Here is a 13,963-nt window from a genome sequence, read left to right on the forward strand (position 1 = left end):
TGGGTCCGAGGCGGGACAGGCGGAGCCGCGCCGGCTGATGCTGTTCAACAGCTATGCGTTTCTCCTGGTGTTCCTGCCGGTTGCGATCGTGCTGGCGCGCATGGCCGATCCGTATCCGGCCTTGCGCATGCCGGTCCTGATCGGCCTGTCGCTCGCGTTCTACGGCTATGGCGATCCGCCGTTCCTACTGCTGCTGATTGCCTCCATCACCGGCAATTGGCTCGCCGCGCGGCTGTTCGCCCGTTTCAAGGTGAAGGGCATTCTCACCTGCGCGATCATCGCCAATCTCGCGCTGCTCGGCCTGTTCAAATACGCCGATTTCGCCGTCGCCAATCTCGACCTGTTGATCGGTCACGGCTTCCAGCCGCTACAGCTGGCGCTGCCGCTCGGGATCTCGTTCTTCACCTTTCATCACATCATGTATCTCACCGATCTGCGCGCCGGAAAGGCGCCGCTGACCGCGCTCGATCGCTATGCGCTCTACATCGCCTTCTTCCCGCAGGCGATCGCCGGACCGCTCGCGCGCTGGTCGGAGGTGATGGAGCAGTTCGGCCAGCGTATCTATGCGCCCGGCTGGCAGCAGCGCTTTTTTCTCGGGATCGTCTTCATCGTCGGTGGGCTGATCGAGAAGATCATGTTCGGCGACCGGATCGCTCGTTTGCTCGATCCGATCTACGCGCAGGCGGCGACCGGTCCGTTGCCGGCCGGTGATGCCTGGCTCGCGGCCTTCGTCTCGGTGCAGATCTTCTACGATTTCGCCGGCTATTCCGACATCGCCATCGGGCTCGGCCTGCTGTTCGGCGTCCGACTGCCGTTCAACTTCGACGCGCCGCTGCGCGCCACCAACATGCAGGACTTCTGGCAGCGCTGGCACATGACGCTGATGGCCTTCCTGCGCGATTACGTGTTCCGCCCGATGGTCAATGCGCGCGTGCTGCCGCGGCGGTTGTTCGCCGTGCAGTATTTCGCCGCCATGCTGATCACGATGGTCCTGTGCGGCCTGTGGCATGGCGCGAGCTGGAGCTTCGTACTGTGGGGCACGCTGCACGGCGTGGCCGTGGTCGTCTGCGCACTGTGGCGCCGGTTCGGCCCGCGCCTGCCGGCCGTGCTCGGCTGGCTGCTCACCTTCCTCGTCGTGCTCGGCACCGGCGTCATCTTCCGCGCCGGATCGGTCGAGGCGGCGTGGCACGTGTTCCAGGGATTGGCCTCGCTGCCGCCGGTCGAGCGCGGCGTGCGGCTGCTACCGATCGTGATTCCCACCCTGGCCGCGGTGCTGCTGCCGGCCAGCCAGGACGTCGCCGCGCGCCTGACGCGCCGCCCGAATGTGGGCCTGGCGGTGCTGCTGGGTGTCGCCGTCCTGGCGTTGTTGATCGAACTTGGAGAACGCGACGTTCATGAGTTCATCTACTTCAAGTTCTGACGCCGTCGCGTCGGCGATCTGGGAACGCTGCATCGCCGCGTTTCTCGCCGCGCTCGGCGGCGGCGCACTGCTGGTGCTGGCGCTGATGGTCGCAATCGATCCCTATGACAGCGGCCGGTTCGGCCTGCTCGGCATCAAGGGCACCGGCGACAGCTGGACGCCGACGGGGCAGGTGAGCCGCGCTCGCGATCCCGATTTCGATTCCGCTGTTATCGGTAACTCCACCGCGCAACTCATCAGGCCGGACACATTGTCGGCCGCGACCGGATCGCGCTTCGTGCAGCTGTTCGTGTCCGGAGCGCCGCCGCAGGCACAGCTCGCCGTGCTCGGCTTCTTCCTTCGCCATCATGCCAAGCCGCGCGCGCTGGTCGTCGTCATCGATGATCCCTGGTGCGCGCATCAGGACGCGATCGCTGCCAACGACACGTTCCCCTATTGGCTGTATGACGGCAGCGCGCTGCGCTACACCGCGCATCTGTTCAACTGGCGGGCCATCGACCTTGCCATCCGCCGCATCAAGATATGGCGCGGATTGCGCGCGCCTGAGCGGCCCGATGGCTACAGCGACTACGAGATCGACTATCCGCCGGGCACGCAGGCGCCCGCCGACGTGCCGCAGCCTCCCGCGCCGCGCGACGATGAAGCGATCAGCACGTCCTTCCCGCTTGCCGAGCGCCTAAACCGGCTCATTCGCGGCGTGCCGGCCGAAACGTCCGTGGTCCTGGTGGTCCCGCCGAACTTCCATACGATCCTGCCCACGCCGGGGAGCCGTGCGGCGCGCGAGCGCGAGGCCTGCAACGCCGCCTTCCGGCAGCTGGTTTCGGGGCGCGCGCACAGCAATCTGATCGATTTTCGCGTCGACAACGCGCTGACGCGCAATCCAGCGAATTTCCTCGACCACATCCACTACCGCTCCGCCATCGCGCGCCGCGTCAATGACGGGATCATCGCGAGCATCAGGGACGGCGCGGCGGCGCGGATCGATTTCTGAACGCCGTCACGAATCGAGCGGCTGCAGCTCACCATCGAGCCACAGCTGCCGCGCGCGCCGCCGCTGGATCTTGCCGCTGGTGGTCTTCGGCAATTGCCCGGGGTGGATCAGCACGACATGCCGCGCGAACACCTCGTGCGCCTCGGTGACGCGCTCGCGGATCAAGCCCGCAAGTTCCTCGATGTCGATGCGCTTGCGCTCGGTGCGCTCGACCTCCTGAACGACAACGAGCGTTTCGCTGCCGTCCTCATCCGGCACCGAAAACGCCGCGCCGCAGTTCGGCCGCAGCGCCGGGGCGGTGGCCTGAACGGTGGCCTCGATGTCCTGGGGGTAGTGATTAACGCCCCTGATGATCAGGAGATCCTTGATGCGGCCGGTGATGAACAGCTCGCCCTCGGCATCGAGAAAGCCGAGATCGCCGGTCCGCAGCCACAGCGCGCGGTCTTGATCACCGTCGATGGTCGCGCGGAGATCCGCTTTCGTCGCCGCCGCATTGCGCCAGTAGGAGCGGGCGACGTTCGGGCCGTTCACCCAGATTTCGCCGACTTGGTCAGGTGCGAGCTTCGCGCGGGTTTCCGGATCGACGATTGCGATCCGCTCGCCTGATAGGGCGCGGCCGCAGCCGACGATCGTCCTGACGTCGTCGGGCGCGGCCGGTGTTGTCGCATGGTGTGCCTGCAGCGCGCGATGGCTGACGTCGCGGAGCACCGCCCCTGCGCCTCTGCGTCCACCAGAGATGAGCAGCGTCGCCTCGGCCATGCCATAGGCCGGGTAAAGGGTGCCCGGCGCGAAGCCATGCGCAGCGAAGGTCTCGGCGAAGCGACGCAGCGTCTCGGCGCGCACCGGCTCGGCGCCGTTCAGCGCCACCTTCCAGCCCGAGAGATCCACGTCCTGCATCTGCTCGGCGCGGTAGCGCGCGACACAGAGGTCGTAGCCGAAATTGGGACCGCAGGCGACCTCCGCGCCGTAACGCCCGATCGCGCGCAGCCAGTTCAACGGCCGCTGGGTGAACGCGTTCGGCGCCATCAGCACGCACTGCGCGCCGACATAGAGCGTCTGCAGCGCGTTCAGGATCAGCCCCATGTCGTGATAGAGCGGCACCCAATTGACGTAGGTCGATTGGCTGGTGTTGCCGAGCGCGAGCCGGATCATCTCGGAATTGGCCAGCAAATTGGCGTGGCTCACCGCGACGCCCTTCGGTTCCGACGTCGAGCCGGAGGTGTATTGCAGGAAGGCGATGTCCTCGGTCTCGATGCGATGCGCCGGCACGGCGACGGTATCATCCGGCGACGCGAGATCGACGGCCAGCCAGCGCAGGCCGTCGCGGGCGAAGCGGTCCTGCAGATCGCCGCGTAGCGCGAAGGCGGCACTGCTCAGGGCCAGCGTCGGCGCACAATCGGCGATGATCGCGCCGCTCGCATCGCGCGCGCCCAACCGCCGCGGCATCATCATGGGAACGGCGATCAGTCCCGCGATCAGGCAGCCGAAGAACGCCACGAAGAATTCGAGGCCCGGCGGAAACACCAAGAGCGCGCGGTCGCCGGGCTGCGCCTGGTCGGCGAGCCGCGCCGCCAGCCTGCGGGCCTTGGCGTGGAGTTCACCGAAGGTGAGGCTTGCTTCCTCGGCGCCGCGGTCGTTGAGGAAAAGATACGCCCGGTCGTCGGGTTGCGCATGAGCGCGGGCCTCTAGCAGCGCGACCAGCGAACTGAAAGCGTCCATCGCTCGTGCCGTGCCGGCGCCTATGCGGCGGGCCGGGCCGCGGTGCGTCCCGCCAGCTGGCGCGACAGCTCGTCGATGGTCGGATAGTCGTAGAAGTCGTCCATCGACAATTCGATGCCCAGCTTCTCTTCAAGCTCCATCATGACGTAGACGACCATCGCCGAATCCAGCCCGAGCCGGCTGAACTTGCTCATCGTGTCGATGCGATCGGGGGGAAGCCGGAGGGTCTTGGCGAGCGAAGCGACGCAAAATTCCGAAATCTGTTCACGCGTCATCCAAGAGGCCTTTGTGTGAAAAATCGGGACATATGCGGCCACAATACGAAGCCGATGCGGCGAGTCAATTTGGCCAGCCCGGCACGGTCTCCAACCTCCGCAAGGTGCGGCCGAAAGGTCACGGCATCGCAAGCCTTTGTCGTGAGTTGTTCGAACAGCCGGAAACGCCGCAAAGCAACTCGATCTCAGAGGCGGTTGGGCTCCGATAGCACGTGCGCAGCTGCGCGTTGCGCGCTTGAACCGGTCTCCCGTCCATCGCGACGACGAAAAGAGGTGCGCGCCTCGACCGAGCGGACCGAAGCATTGTGCTGCTGCAGGCCTTTTTGCCGATGCTATCCTCGCTCCTCAATTTTGCAGCGCAGAACATGGAATTCCCTGATTGACTCTGACATCTGTTGCGTGCCGGTCATCACCATGCTACCTGAGGTGCGCCCCTCATTGAGGCCTATCGTCGGCCTTTTGATGCGGGCAGCGTCCGAACGGCAAATTGCCGTCCTGTCCGAGCCGGCATCGTCTTGGGCAAGCGATAGACTCGTAAGTACCAAAACACCGGCCGCACCAAGCAGGCTGGCTTACATGGGAGGGGTTCGATGAAGCGTCTTTGGATGGCCGGTGCGTCTGCTCTGTTGGCAATGGCGCTCGGTGTGGGCTCGGCCGGGGCGGCCGACAAGAAGGCGCTGGCCTTCGTGGTCAACGGCGCGTCCGACTTCTGGAAGATTGCGGAAGCCGGCTTGAAGAAGGCGCAGGGCGAACTGCCCGATTACACCCTGCAGCTCAAATATCCGGAACAGGCGGCGGCTGCCGTGCAGCAGCGGATGCTCGATGACCTCGTCGCGGCCGGCGCCGCCGGGATCATGGTGAGCGCCGTCGATCCGAAGAACCAGACCGAGCATCTCAACAAGATCGCCGGGCAGACGGTGCTGTTCACCACCGACAGCGACGCGCCGCAATCGAAGCGCATCGCCTATATCGGCTCCTCCAACACCGAACTCGGCAAGGACGCCGGCAAGATGATGCTGAAGGCGCTGCCGAATGGCGGCAAATGCGTCGGCTTCGTCGGCCTGCTGGGCGCCGACAATGCGCGCGAGCGCATCGAGGGCGTCAAGGAAACGATCAAGGGCTCGAAGGTCGAGCTGGTCGACGTGCGCGGCGACGAGATCGACCAGACCCGCGCCAAGCGCAATGTCGAAGACATCCTGGCGGCGATGCCGGACGTCAGCTGCCTGGTCGGCTTCTACTCCTACAACACCCCGCGCATCTACGAGGTGCTGAAGGAGGCCGGCAAGCTCGGCAAGATCAAGATCATCGGCTTCGACGAGGATCCGATCACGCTCGGCGGCGTGAAAGACGGCGCCATCGAGGGCACCGTCGTGCAGCAGCCCTATGAGTGGGGCTATCAGGGCATGAAGCTGATGGCGAAGGTCGTCCAGGGCGACAAGTCCGGCGTTCCCGCGAACGGCATCATCATCGTGCCCGGCAAGGTCATCGACAAGTCCAACGTCGACGACTTCATGGCGCAGATGAAGCAGATGCTGAAAAAGTAGCGCGGCGGCCGGCGTGTCCGGGCCCTTCCTCGAACTGATCGACATCGGCAAGACCTATCCTGGCGTGGTCGCCCTCGACCACGTCAGCCTCTCGGTCGCCCCCGGTGAGGTGATCGCTTTGCTCGGCGAGAACGGCGCCGGCAAGTCCACACTGATGCGCGTGCTCGGCGGCGTGGTCACGCCGAGCAGCGGCACGATTCGCATCGATGGCGTCGACCGGACCAGCTACACCGTGACGGATGCGATCGCGGCCGGCATCGCCTTCGTGCACCAGGAACTGAACCTGTTCGACAATCTCGATGTCGCCGGCAACGTGTTCATCGGCCGCGAGCCGGTCTTTGGCGGCCCGTTGCGGCTGATCGACCGCGCCACGCTGCGCGCCAAGGTGCGGCCGCTCATCGATCGGCTCGGGGCCGATTTCGCGCCGGACACGCCGCTCGCTGAGCTGTCGCTGGCGCAGCGCCAACTGGTCGAGATCATCAAGGCGCTGTCGCTCAACGCGCGCTGCGTCATCATGGACGAACCGACCTCGAGCCTCACTTTGTCGGAGACCGAGCGGCTGATGCAGGTCATCGCCGGCCTGAAGGCCGACGGCGTCAGCGTCATCTTCATCACCCATCGCCTGAACGAGGTGGTGCAATGCGCCGACCGGGCCGTCGTGTTGCGCGACGGCCGCACGGTCGGCACGCTGACGCGTGGCGAGCTCAATCCGGCCGCGATGATCCGGCTGATGATCGGTCGCGATCTGCGGTCGCTCTACGTGCCGCCGGCCGCGCCGCCCGGCGCCACCGTGCTCGACGTCGTCAACGCCGTCACGTCTACCTATCCGCGAAAGGCCGTGAGCCTGCAGTTGCGGCGCGGGGAGATTCTCGGTCTCGCCGGGCTTGTCGGTTCCGGACGCACGGAGCTCGCGCGCGCGATCTTCGGTGTCGAACCCTTGCTGGCCGGCGGCATCAGTCTCGACGGCGAGGCCGTCCGCATCTCGACTCCGCGTGCGGCGATCGACCGCGGCATCTATCTCATTCCGGAGGATCGCAAGGGCTGCGGCCTGCTGCTCGACTTTCCGATCGCCGAGAACATCTCGCTGCCGGATCTCGCCTCCTACGCCAGCCTGGGGCTGGTGGACAGGTCGCGCGAGACCGACAATGCCGACCGCCAGCGCGAGCGCCTCAAGATCCGCGCCCCCGACGTCAAGATGCAGGTCGGCACCTTGTCCGGCGGCAACCAGCAGAAGGTCGTGCTCGCCAAATGGCTGTCGATGCGGCCGAAGGTCCTGATCTTCGACGAGCCGACGCGCGGCATCGATGTCGGCGCCAAGCAGGAGATCTACGACATGCTGCGGCGGCTCGCCGATGCGGGCGTCGCGATCCTGATGATCTCGAGCGACATGGAAGAGGTGGTCGGCGTCAGCGACCGCATCGCCGTCATGCATGAAGGCAGAATTTCCGGCTTCCTGGCGCGCAGCGAGTTCAGCGAGCACAATGTGCTGCAGCTCGCCGTCGGCCACACCATCTGAGCGAGGCGTCCGTGCAGAAGAAAGATCTCAGCCTGCTGGTCCTGATCTTGGTGGTCGGCGCCGTCGTGGCCTTCATCAATCCCCGCTTCCTGCTGGTCGGCAATCTCTCCAACACCGCCAACCAGGTCGGCATGTTCGGCATTTTCTCGATCGCGGAGGCCTTCGTCATCATCGTCGGCGGCATCGAGCTCGCGGTGGGATCGGTGATCGCGCTGCTCGGCGTGCTGTTCATCGACCTGATCGTCAACCGCGACATCGACTGGATCGCCGCGCTGCTGATCATCCTCGCCGGCGGCCTGGCGATCGGCATGATCCACGGCACGCTGGTCACCAAGATGCGGATCCAGCCCTTCGTCGTGACCCTGTGCGGGCTGCTGATCTACCGTGGCGCCGCGCGCTATTACACCGAGGACGCCACTGCCGGCTTCGGCTATGGCGCGAGCTTTCCGACCCTGGAATGGCTGGCCGCCGGCCGCACCAACGTGCTCGGCTTCCCGCTGCCGCATAGCGTCGTGGCGCTGGTGATCGTCGCCGGCATCGCCTGGGTGGTTCTGCACCGCTCGGTCTATGGCCGCTACTTCTACGCGGTCGGCAAGAACGAGGAGGCGGCGCGCTATTCCGGCATCCGCTCGGACCGCGTCACCATCGCAGCCTATGTGATCTGCGGTGGCCTGACCGCGCTCGCCGCGGTGCTGATCGCAATGTACACCCGCTCGATCTCTCCGGCGGTGCACGGCTCGTTCTACGAGCTCTATGCCATCGCCGCGGCCGTGCTCGGCGGCTGCTCGCTGCGCGGCGGCGAGGGCTCGATCATCGGCGTCGTGCTCGGCACCATCCTGCTGCAGGTGCTGCAGAACCTGGTCAACCTGCTGGGCATTCCGAGCTCGCTGAACTTCGCCGTGATGGGCACGGTGATCCTGATCGGCGTGCTCGCCGACCAATATCTGGTGCAGCGTCGCAAGCGGGCACCGGCCGCGCGCGGGCAGGCGAGTGCTGATGCCGCGCCGGCCACGCTCGAGCGCGCCAGCGCCGAGTGAGCAGGCCTCAAACAGACTGCAGCCGGAGGCGACGGTGTCGCATCCGGCTGCAGGGATCAGGTCGAGAACCGAACAGGGTCAGTCCTGATAGGTGTAGTAGCCACGCGGCTGATAGTACTGACGCGGCTGGTAGTAGCGCGGCTGCGCGTAGCTCGGATTGCCGTTGTCGTAGTAATACTGCGGCTGCTGCTGCGGATAGGTCTGCGCGCCATAGACCTGCGCGCCATAGACTTGGCGGCTGGTGCCGCGCGGCGCCGGATAGCGTACGCCATTGTCGCTGCCGTCGGCCGGATAGATGTAGCCATCATCCGGGCGCGGCTGCGGCGCGGCGGCCTGCTGCCGTCCTGGCAACAGCTGCGGTTGCGGCGTCAGCACCACCGGCTCGCCATTGTCGTCATATTGCTGCGGCTGGACGTCGCGCCGGGCGACGGCGGTGCCGCGGCGCGGATTGCGCGCCATCGCGACTTCGGCCGACCCGGTCAGGGTCACCGTCGTGTTGAGGACGCCGTCCTTCTGTACAAGCGCATAGAGCGTTGCGGCGTTGGCCTTCGACAGCCGGACGCAGCCATGCGAGGCGGGCGTGCCGAGCCGGCCTTCGGAGTCGGTGCCGTGAATGGCGTGGCCGGCCTTGGTGAAGAAGATCGAGTTCGGCATCGGCGCGTCGTCGAATTCCTTCGAATAATGGTCGGCTTCCATGCGGAACGCCCGGAAGGTGCCGTTCGGGGTCTCGCGCGAGGGAATGCCGCTCGACACCGGCCAGCGGTAGCGTTCGACGCCGTCGACCGCGACGGTCATGATCTGGTTGTTCTTGTCGACGGTGATGTCGATCTTCGCCAGTGCCGGTGTGCCGGACAGCAGCATCAGGCCGGCAAGTGCAAGTAAAGTGGTACGCATCTAACCCTCTGGCCTCCGGGCCTCTGGACGTTCGACTGGACGTCTCCTGAATCTCGACATCGCCGCGGTTCATTTCGCCAGCGCACACTATGTCGGAAAACCCAGCATTGTTCCAGCCGCGGGCCGCCTCAACCTTAATGGCGGACGCCGACGAGGCATAGGCTCGGCGCCGTTCATCGGAGCTGACATTTTCGCGACCGGTCAGCGAACCGGCAGCCCCTGTTTAGTAGTCCTCTAATCGCGGCGGTTCACCACGGGCGCGCAACTTTTTGGCCGCATCCGCGTTTCATGGATTCCCTTATGCGGTTCCCAGGATTGAAAATGCTGACGATGAAAGCCAAGACCGCGGTGCTCGACGACCGCGCGCCGCAACGGCTGACCTATCTGCTTGCCGCCCTCGCTCTGCTCGTCCTGGCGCTCGCCTGGCTGGCGCTGCCGCAATTTGCTCACGCCCAGGGCATCATTCGCGGTGCCCATGAAGGCGCCTACGAAGGCAACCGCATCGCCGGACCGGTCGGGGGCGTGGTGGGAGGCGCCGTGGGCGCCGGCGTCGGCGGGGCCGTCGGCGCCGTGGAGGGCGTGCTCGGCATCCCGCATCGGCCTTATTATCACCGGCATTATCGCTGCCGCGGCTATCGCGACGGCATGGGCCACTTCCACTGCTATCGCGGATCCCTGCGTAGCATTCCCTGCGGCCGGCTCAGCGCTTGAGCCGGTAGCCGGTCTTGAAGATCCACATGACGACGGCCAGGCAGATCGCGAGAAACACCAGCGTCATGGCGACGCTGATCTCGACCCGGACGTCGGCGATCTCGTAGAAGCTCCAGCGGAAGCCCGAGATCAGATAGACGACGGGGTTCAACAGCGCGACCGCGTGCCAGGCGGGCGGCAGCATGTCGACGGAGTAGAAGCTGCCGCCGAGAAACGTCAGCGGCGTCACCACCAGCATCGGAATCATCTGCAGCTTCTCGAAGCCGTCGGCCCAGATGCCGATGATGAAGCCGAACAGGCTGAAAGTGACGGCAGTGAGAACGAGGAACGACAGCATCCAGATCGGATGCTGAATGTGCAGCGGCACGAACAGCGCCGCCGTGGCGAGGATGATCAGGCCGAGAAGGATCGATTTGGTCGCGGCCGCCCCGACATAGCCCAGCACGATTTCGAAATGCGAGATCGGTGCCGACAGGATCTCGTAGATCGTGCCGATGAATTTGGGAAAGTAGATCCCGAACGAGGCGTTCGAGATGCTCTGCGTCAGCACCGACAGCATGATCAGACCGGGCACGATGAAGGTGCCGTAGCTGACGCCCTCGACCTGGCTGATGCGCGAGCCGATCGCCGCGCCAAACACGACGAAATACAGCGACGTCGAGACCACCGGCGAGACGATGCTCTGAAAGATCGTGCGCCAGGTGCGCGCCATTTCGAACTGGTAGATTGCCGCGACGGCTCGGAAGTTCATTGCTGCACCAGGCTCACGAAGATGTCCTCCAGGGACGATTGCTTGGTCTCAAGATCGACGAAGCGGATGCCGGCGGTGCGGAGATCGCCGAGCAGGCTGGTGATGCCGGTGCGTTCGCCCTTGGTGTCGTAGTCGTAGGAGAGGCGCCAGCCGTCATCCGACAGCGCGAGGTGATAGGGCGCGAGCGTCTCCGGGACAGCCTCGATCCGCTGCTGCAGATGCAGGCTCAGCCGCTTGCGGCCGAGCTTGGCCATCAGCTTGGCCTTGTCCTCGACCAGGATGATCTCGCCCTTGTTGATGACGCCGACCCGGTCGGCCATCTCCTCGGCCTCTTCGATGTAGTGCGTGGTCAGGATGATGGTGACGCCTGCCGCTTTGAGTTCACGCACGACGTCCCACATGCCCTTGCGCAGCTCGACGTCGACGCCTGCGGTCGGCTCGTCCAGGAACAGCACCTGCGGCTCGTGCGACAGCGCCTTCGCGATCATCACGCGGCGCTTCATGCCGCCGGACAGGGTGATGATCTTGGCGTCCTTCTTGTCCCACAGCGACAGGTCTTTCAGGATCTTCTCGATCAGGGCCGGGTTCTTCGGCTTGCCGAACAGGCCGCGGCTGAAGCTGACGGTGGCCCAGACGCTCTCGAACGAATCGGTGTGCAGCTCCTGCGGCACCAGACCGATCAGCGACCGTGCGGCGCGATAAGCTCCGTTGATGTCATGCCCGCCCACCGCGACCTTGCCCGTGGAGGCATTGACGATGCCGCAGATGATGCTGATCAGCGTCGTCTTGCCGGCGCCGTTGGGGCCGAGCAGCGCGAAGATCTCGCCGCGTTCGATTGCGAGATTGACGTTGTTCAGCGAGGTGAAGCCGGACGGATAGGTTTTCGACAGGCCGGAAACGGAAATGACGGGGGCCATTGCGGGGAGATTCGTGCCTGGTGAGTCGAGGCGGGGAGGGGCCCGTGCGGAAACGGCCGCGCGGCGAGCGAAGCGCACAGATAGGAACGGGTGGGCAATCCCGCAATCGACAAGGCCCCCGCCGATCGTGTCGCTTGTTGGGCTTTTCCGTGACGATCTCAGCCGAGTGTTGCCGTGCAGCCACGTCCGTGTGAGGAACTCTGCCCGCGATGTCGCACCATGTTGCGTCCGCGAGCATCTTGGGTACGGTTCGCGCCGTCTCGACATTTCCGCCGCGGAGAAGGCCCGATGACGCCACGAGCCAGCACCATTCATTCGATCATCAGCCGCAGCCTCCCGGCGCGCTGGCTGGGCATGGCCGCCCTGGCCGTGGCGCTGGTGCTGCCGCTGGGGATCGGCACGGTCCGCGCGGCGCCAGCCCCGGCAGCCGCGGCTACAGCCAGCACGACCCACGTCTATCTGCTGCGCGGCGTGCTCAACATCTTCTCGCTCGGGCTCGACGACATCGCCGCGAAGCTCGATTCGCAGGGCATCCCGAACACGGTCGCCAATTTCGTGTCGTGGTCGTCGCTGGCCGACGAGGCGGCCGCCGCTTACCGCGCCGGCCGGATCAAGACCATCATCCTGGTCGGCCATTCCTCGGGCGCGACGGCGCTGCCGGACATGATCAACAAGCTCGGCCAGCTCGGCGTCCCCGTGAAGCTCGCGATCGGCCTCGATTCGGTGTTCAAGACCAAGCTCGTCGGCGGCAATGCCGAGCGCTACATCAACTTCTACATCGCCAACGGTAACGGCGAGCCGGTCCGCCGCGACGACGGCTTCCACGGCAAGCTCGAGAATGTCGACGTCGGGACTGCGGTTCCGGGCGTCGGCCACATCACGATCGAGAAGAACCAGATCATGCAGCAGAAGGTGATCGGCGCGATCGATTCGGTGGTGTTCGGCGGCAAGGGGCGGCAGCCGGCCGGCCCGCCGACCCGCATGGCGGCTCCGCAGCGCGCCGCCAGCGCCACCGGATACCGGTAGTCACCCGGTGGGGGCGCATGACGCGCCCCAAAATGCTCCCATTCGGCGACGACAAGCGGTATGGCAGGGGGGACATGGTCCTGCCTGATCCGAGCTTTGAGCTTTCCCGGGAGCGCGAATGACCCGTTTGGCGCGAATCGCGAGAGGTTTCCGCGACACAGCCCAGGCTGTGGCTTGGCGCGGACTCTCCGGACTGCTGGTTGCGGGGCTCGTCGTGACGACTGCGCCGGCGACTGCCAAGGCGGGAGCGGTCACCGCGACCAGCCCCAGCAAGTCCGCCAAGACTGCGACGGCGCCCACCCAAGCCGCTATCCGTCCCGCCGCCGCGCCGGAACGTCCGGCCGAGCCGGTCCAGACGCTACCGCCGCCGCGGGTCTATCTGTTTCGCGGCGCGCTCGGCCCGCTGTTCTCGACCGGCATGGACCGTCTGGCCGAAAAGATCGAGAAGGCCGGCTTCTGGGCCAGCGTCTATGAATTCACGCTGTGCGACCTGATCGCGCTGCAGGTGGCCAAGAAGTACCGCGAGGAGCAGGCGCCGATCGTGCTGATCGGCCATTCGATGGGCGGGCTGTGCGGTGTCCGCATCGCGATCTCGCTGCAGGAGCAGAACATCCCGGTGGCGCTGGTCGTCACGGTCGACCCCGCGCATGCGACCAAGAGCGTGCCGCCGAACGTGCAGCGCTTCATCAACCTGTTCCTGTCCGACAACATTCTCGGCGGCGGCGACGTCAAGCCGGAACCGGGCTTTCGCGGCCATTACGCCAGCTTCGACATGAAGGACCATGACGAGGTCACGCACATCAACATCGACAAGATGGAGGATGTGCATGCCCAGCTGGTGGCGATGATCAGCCAGCTGTCGCAGACGTCGGCCACCGCCGACGCCGACCCGGTGCCGCTGCGCTACTTGGTGCCGCCCAAGACCTCGGTGGAGCTGTGGGACAGCGGCACCGCTGTGGCGGTGCGGCCGGGCGAGACGCTCGATCAGATCGCCGCCAATAATCGCATCCCGCTGTGGGCGCTCCAGCAGTCCAATCGCGGGCTTGCTGCCCAGCCGCTGGTGCCCGGCCAGCGCATCATCCTGCCGCGCCATCTGCTGCCGCAGGCCGCCAACCAGCCGTCACCGCCGGCGGAAGCCGCCGTCCGGCGCTAGTCTTAGTTC

13 protein-coding genes are annotated in these 13,963 nt (G+C 65.8%); 8 read left to right on the top strand and 5 right to left on the bottom strand.

Features of this window, described 5'->3' with window-relative positions; all coding sequences use genetic code 11:
* The first annotated feature begins 37 nt into the window (after positions 1 to 37).
* The gene (locus ACQR1L_RS25490) at positions 38 to 1,420 is read left to right on the top strand and encodes an MBOAT family O-acyltransferase (protein ID WP_434860666.1); all 1,383 of its coding nucleotides are present in this window, start codon (positions 38 to 40) and stop codon (positions 1,418 to 1,420) included.
* Positions 1,395 to 2,411, top strand: a complete 1,017-nt coding sequence (locus ACQR1L_RS25495) for a hypothetical protein (protein WP_434860667.1) — start codon at positions 1,395 to 1,397, stop codon at positions 2,409 to 2,411. The genes ACQR1L_RS25490 and ACQR1L_RS25495 overlap by 26 nt, the downstream gene beginning before the upstream one ends.
* A 6-nt stretch (positions 2,412 to 2,417) precedes the next feature.
* Here ACQR1L_RS25495 and ACQR1L_RS25500 read toward each other — a convergent pair whose 3' ends face one another.
* Complete coding sequence (locus ACQR1L_RS25500; protein WP_434860668.1) at positions 2,418 to 4,130, bottom strand: fatty acyl-AMP ligase; 1,713 nt, start codon at positions 4,128 to 4,130, stop codon at positions 2,418 to 2,420.
* A gap of 20 nt (positions 4,131 to 4,150) precedes the next feature.
* Positions 4,151 to 4,405, bottom strand: a complete 255-nt coding sequence (locus tag ACQR1L_RS25505; protein ID WP_434860669.1) for an acyl carrier protein — start codon at positions 4,403 to 4,405, stop codon at positions 4,151 to 4,153.
* A 590-nt stretch (positions 4,406 to 4,995) separates the two neighbouring features.
* On the opposite strand from ACQR1L_RS25505, the gene ACQR1L_RS25510 reads away from it, so the two are divergent.
* The 3 genes from ACQR1L_RS25510 to ACQR1L_RS25520 are packed head-to-tail and all read left to right on the top strand — an operon-like array spanning position 4,996 to position 8,502.
* A complete protein-coding gene (locus tag ACQR1L_RS25510) occupies positions 4,996 to 5,949 on the top strand; it encodes a sugar-binding protein (protein ID WP_434860670.1) in 954 nt (317 codons plus the stop codon).
* A 13-nt stretch (positions 5,950 to 5,962) separates the two neighbouring features.
* Complete coding sequence (locus tag ACQR1L_RS25515) at positions 5,963 to 7,465, top strand: sugar ABC transporter ATP-binding protein (protein WP_434860671.1); 1,503 nt, start codon at positions 5,963 to 5,965, stop codon at positions 7,463 to 7,465.
* Positions 7,466 to 7,476: 11 nt separating this feature from the next.
* On the top strand, positions 7,477 to 8,502 hold the full coding sequence (locus ACQR1L_RS25520; protein ID WP_434860672.1) for an ABC transporter permease: 1,026 nt from the start codon (positions 7,477 to 7,479) through the stop codon (positions 8,500 to 8,502).
* Between the two features lie 78 nt (positions 8,503 to 8,580).
* On the opposite strand, the gene ACQR1L_RS25525 is transcribed toward ACQR1L_RS25520, so the two are convergent.
* Complete coding sequence (locus ACQR1L_RS25525) at positions 8,581 to 9,396, bottom strand: L,D-transpeptidase (RefSeq protein WP_434860673.1); 816 nt, start codon at positions 9,394 to 9,396, stop codon at positions 8,581 to 8,583.
* Between the two features lie 321 nt (positions 9,397 to 9,717).
* Here ACQR1L_RS25525 and ACQR1L_RS25530 point away from each other — a divergent pair, with 321 nt between their 5' ends.
* On the top strand, positions 9,718 to 10,107 hold the full coding sequence (locus tag ACQR1L_RS25530) for a hypothetical protein (RefSeq protein ID WP_434860674.1): 390 nt from the start codon (positions 9,718 to 9,720) through the stop codon (positions 10,105 to 10,107).
* On the opposite strand, the gene ACQR1L_RS25535 is transcribed toward ACQR1L_RS25530, so the two are convergent.
* Both ACQR1L_RS25535 and ACQR1L_RS25540 read right to left on the bottom strand, forming a co-directional pair.
* Entirely contained in the window at positions 10,097 to 10,858 is a 762-nt protein-coding gene (locus tag ACQR1L_RS25535; protein ID WP_434860675.1) for an ABC transporter permease, read from the bottom strand. The two genes, ACQR1L_RS25530 and ACQR1L_RS25535, sit on opposite strands and share 11 nt — an antisense overlap.
* Positions 10,855 to 11,775, bottom strand: coding sequence for an ABC transporter ATP-binding protein (locus ACQR1L_RS25540; protein ID WP_434860676.1), 921 nt, complete (start codon positions 11,773 to 11,775; stop codon positions 10,855 to 10,857). Before ACQR1L_RS25540 ends, ACQR1L_RS25535 begins: the two co-directional genes overlap by 4 nt.
* Before the next feature lie 288 nt (positions 11,776 to 12,063).
* On the opposite strand from ACQR1L_RS25540, the gene ACQR1L_RS25545 reads away from it, so the two are divergent.
* Together ACQR1L_RS25545 and ACQR1L_RS25550 are read left to right on the top strand one after the other, a co-directional pair.
* Positions 12,064 to 12,801 (top strand): hypothetical protein, encoded by a 738-nt coding sequence (locus tag ACQR1L_RS25545; protein WP_434860677.1) that lies wholly within the window; start codon positions 12,064 to 12,066, stop codon positions 12,799 to 12,801.
* A 118-nt stretch (positions 12,802 to 12,919) separates the two neighbouring features.
* Entirely contained in the window at positions 12,920 to 13,954 is a 1,035-nt protein-coding gene (locus ACQR1L_RS25550) for an alpha/beta fold hydrolase (protein WP_434860678.1), read from the top strand.
* Positions 13,955 to 13,963 lie beyond the last annotated feature (9 nt).

Origin of the sequence: Bradyrhizobium sp. HKCCYLR20261 (assembly GCF_051168435.1) — a bacterium.
Classification (GTDB): domain Bacteria; phylum Pseudomonadota; class Alphaproteobacteria; order Rhizobiales; family Xanthobacteraceae; genus Bradyrhizobium.

What these genes read in the sequence shown, in the direction of transcription:
- ACQR1L_RS25490 (WP_434860666.1), top strand. Translation starts at nt 38, where the DNA reads ATGCTGTTCAACAGCTATGCGTTTCTCCTGGTGTTCCTGCCGGTTGCG.
- ACQR1L_RS25495 (WP_434860667.1), top strand. Translation starts at nt 1,395, where the DNA reads ATGAGTTCATCTACTTCAAGTTCTGACGCCGTCGCGTCGGCGATCTGG.
- ACQR1L_RS25500 (WP_434860668.1), bottom strand. Translation starts at nt 4,130, where the DNA reads ATGGACGCTTTCAGTTCGCTGGTCGCGCTGCTAGAGGCCCGCGCTCAT.
- ACQR1L_RS25505 (WP_434860669.1), bottom strand. Translation starts at nt 4,405, where the DNA reads ATGACGCGTGAACAGATTTCGGAATTTTGCGTCGCTTCGCTCGCCAAG.
- ACQR1L_RS25510 (WP_434860670.1), top strand. Translation starts at nt 4,996, where the DNA reads ATGAAGCGTCTTTGGATGGCCGGTGCGTCTGCTCTGTTGGCAATGGCG.
- ACQR1L_RS25525 (WP_434860673.1), bottom strand. Translation starts at nt 9,396, where the DNA reads ATGCGTACCACTTTACTTGCACTTGCCGGCCTGATGCTGCTGTCCGGC.
- ACQR1L_RS25530 (WP_434860674.1), top strand. Translation starts at nt 9,718, where the DNA reads ATGCTGACGATGAAAGCCAAGACCGCGGTGCTCGACGACCGCGCGCCG.
- ACQR1L_RS25535 (WP_434860675.1), bottom strand. Translation starts at nt 10,858, where the DNA reads ATGAACTTCCGAGCCGTCGCGGCAATCTACCAGTTCGAAATGGCGCGC.
- ACQR1L_RS25540 (WP_434860676.1), bottom strand. Translation starts at nt 11,775, where the DNA reads ATGGCCCCCGTCATTTCCGTTTCCGGCCTGTCGAAAACCTATCCGTCC.
- ACQR1L_RS25545 (WP_434860677.1), top strand. Translation starts at nt 12,064, where the DNA reads ATGACGCCACGAGCCAGCACCATTCATTCGATCATCAGCCGCAGCCTC.
- ACQR1L_RS25550 (WP_434860678.1), top strand. Translation starts at nt 12,920, where the DNA reads ATGACCCGTTTGGCGCGAATCGCGAGAGGTTTCCGCGACACAGCCCAG.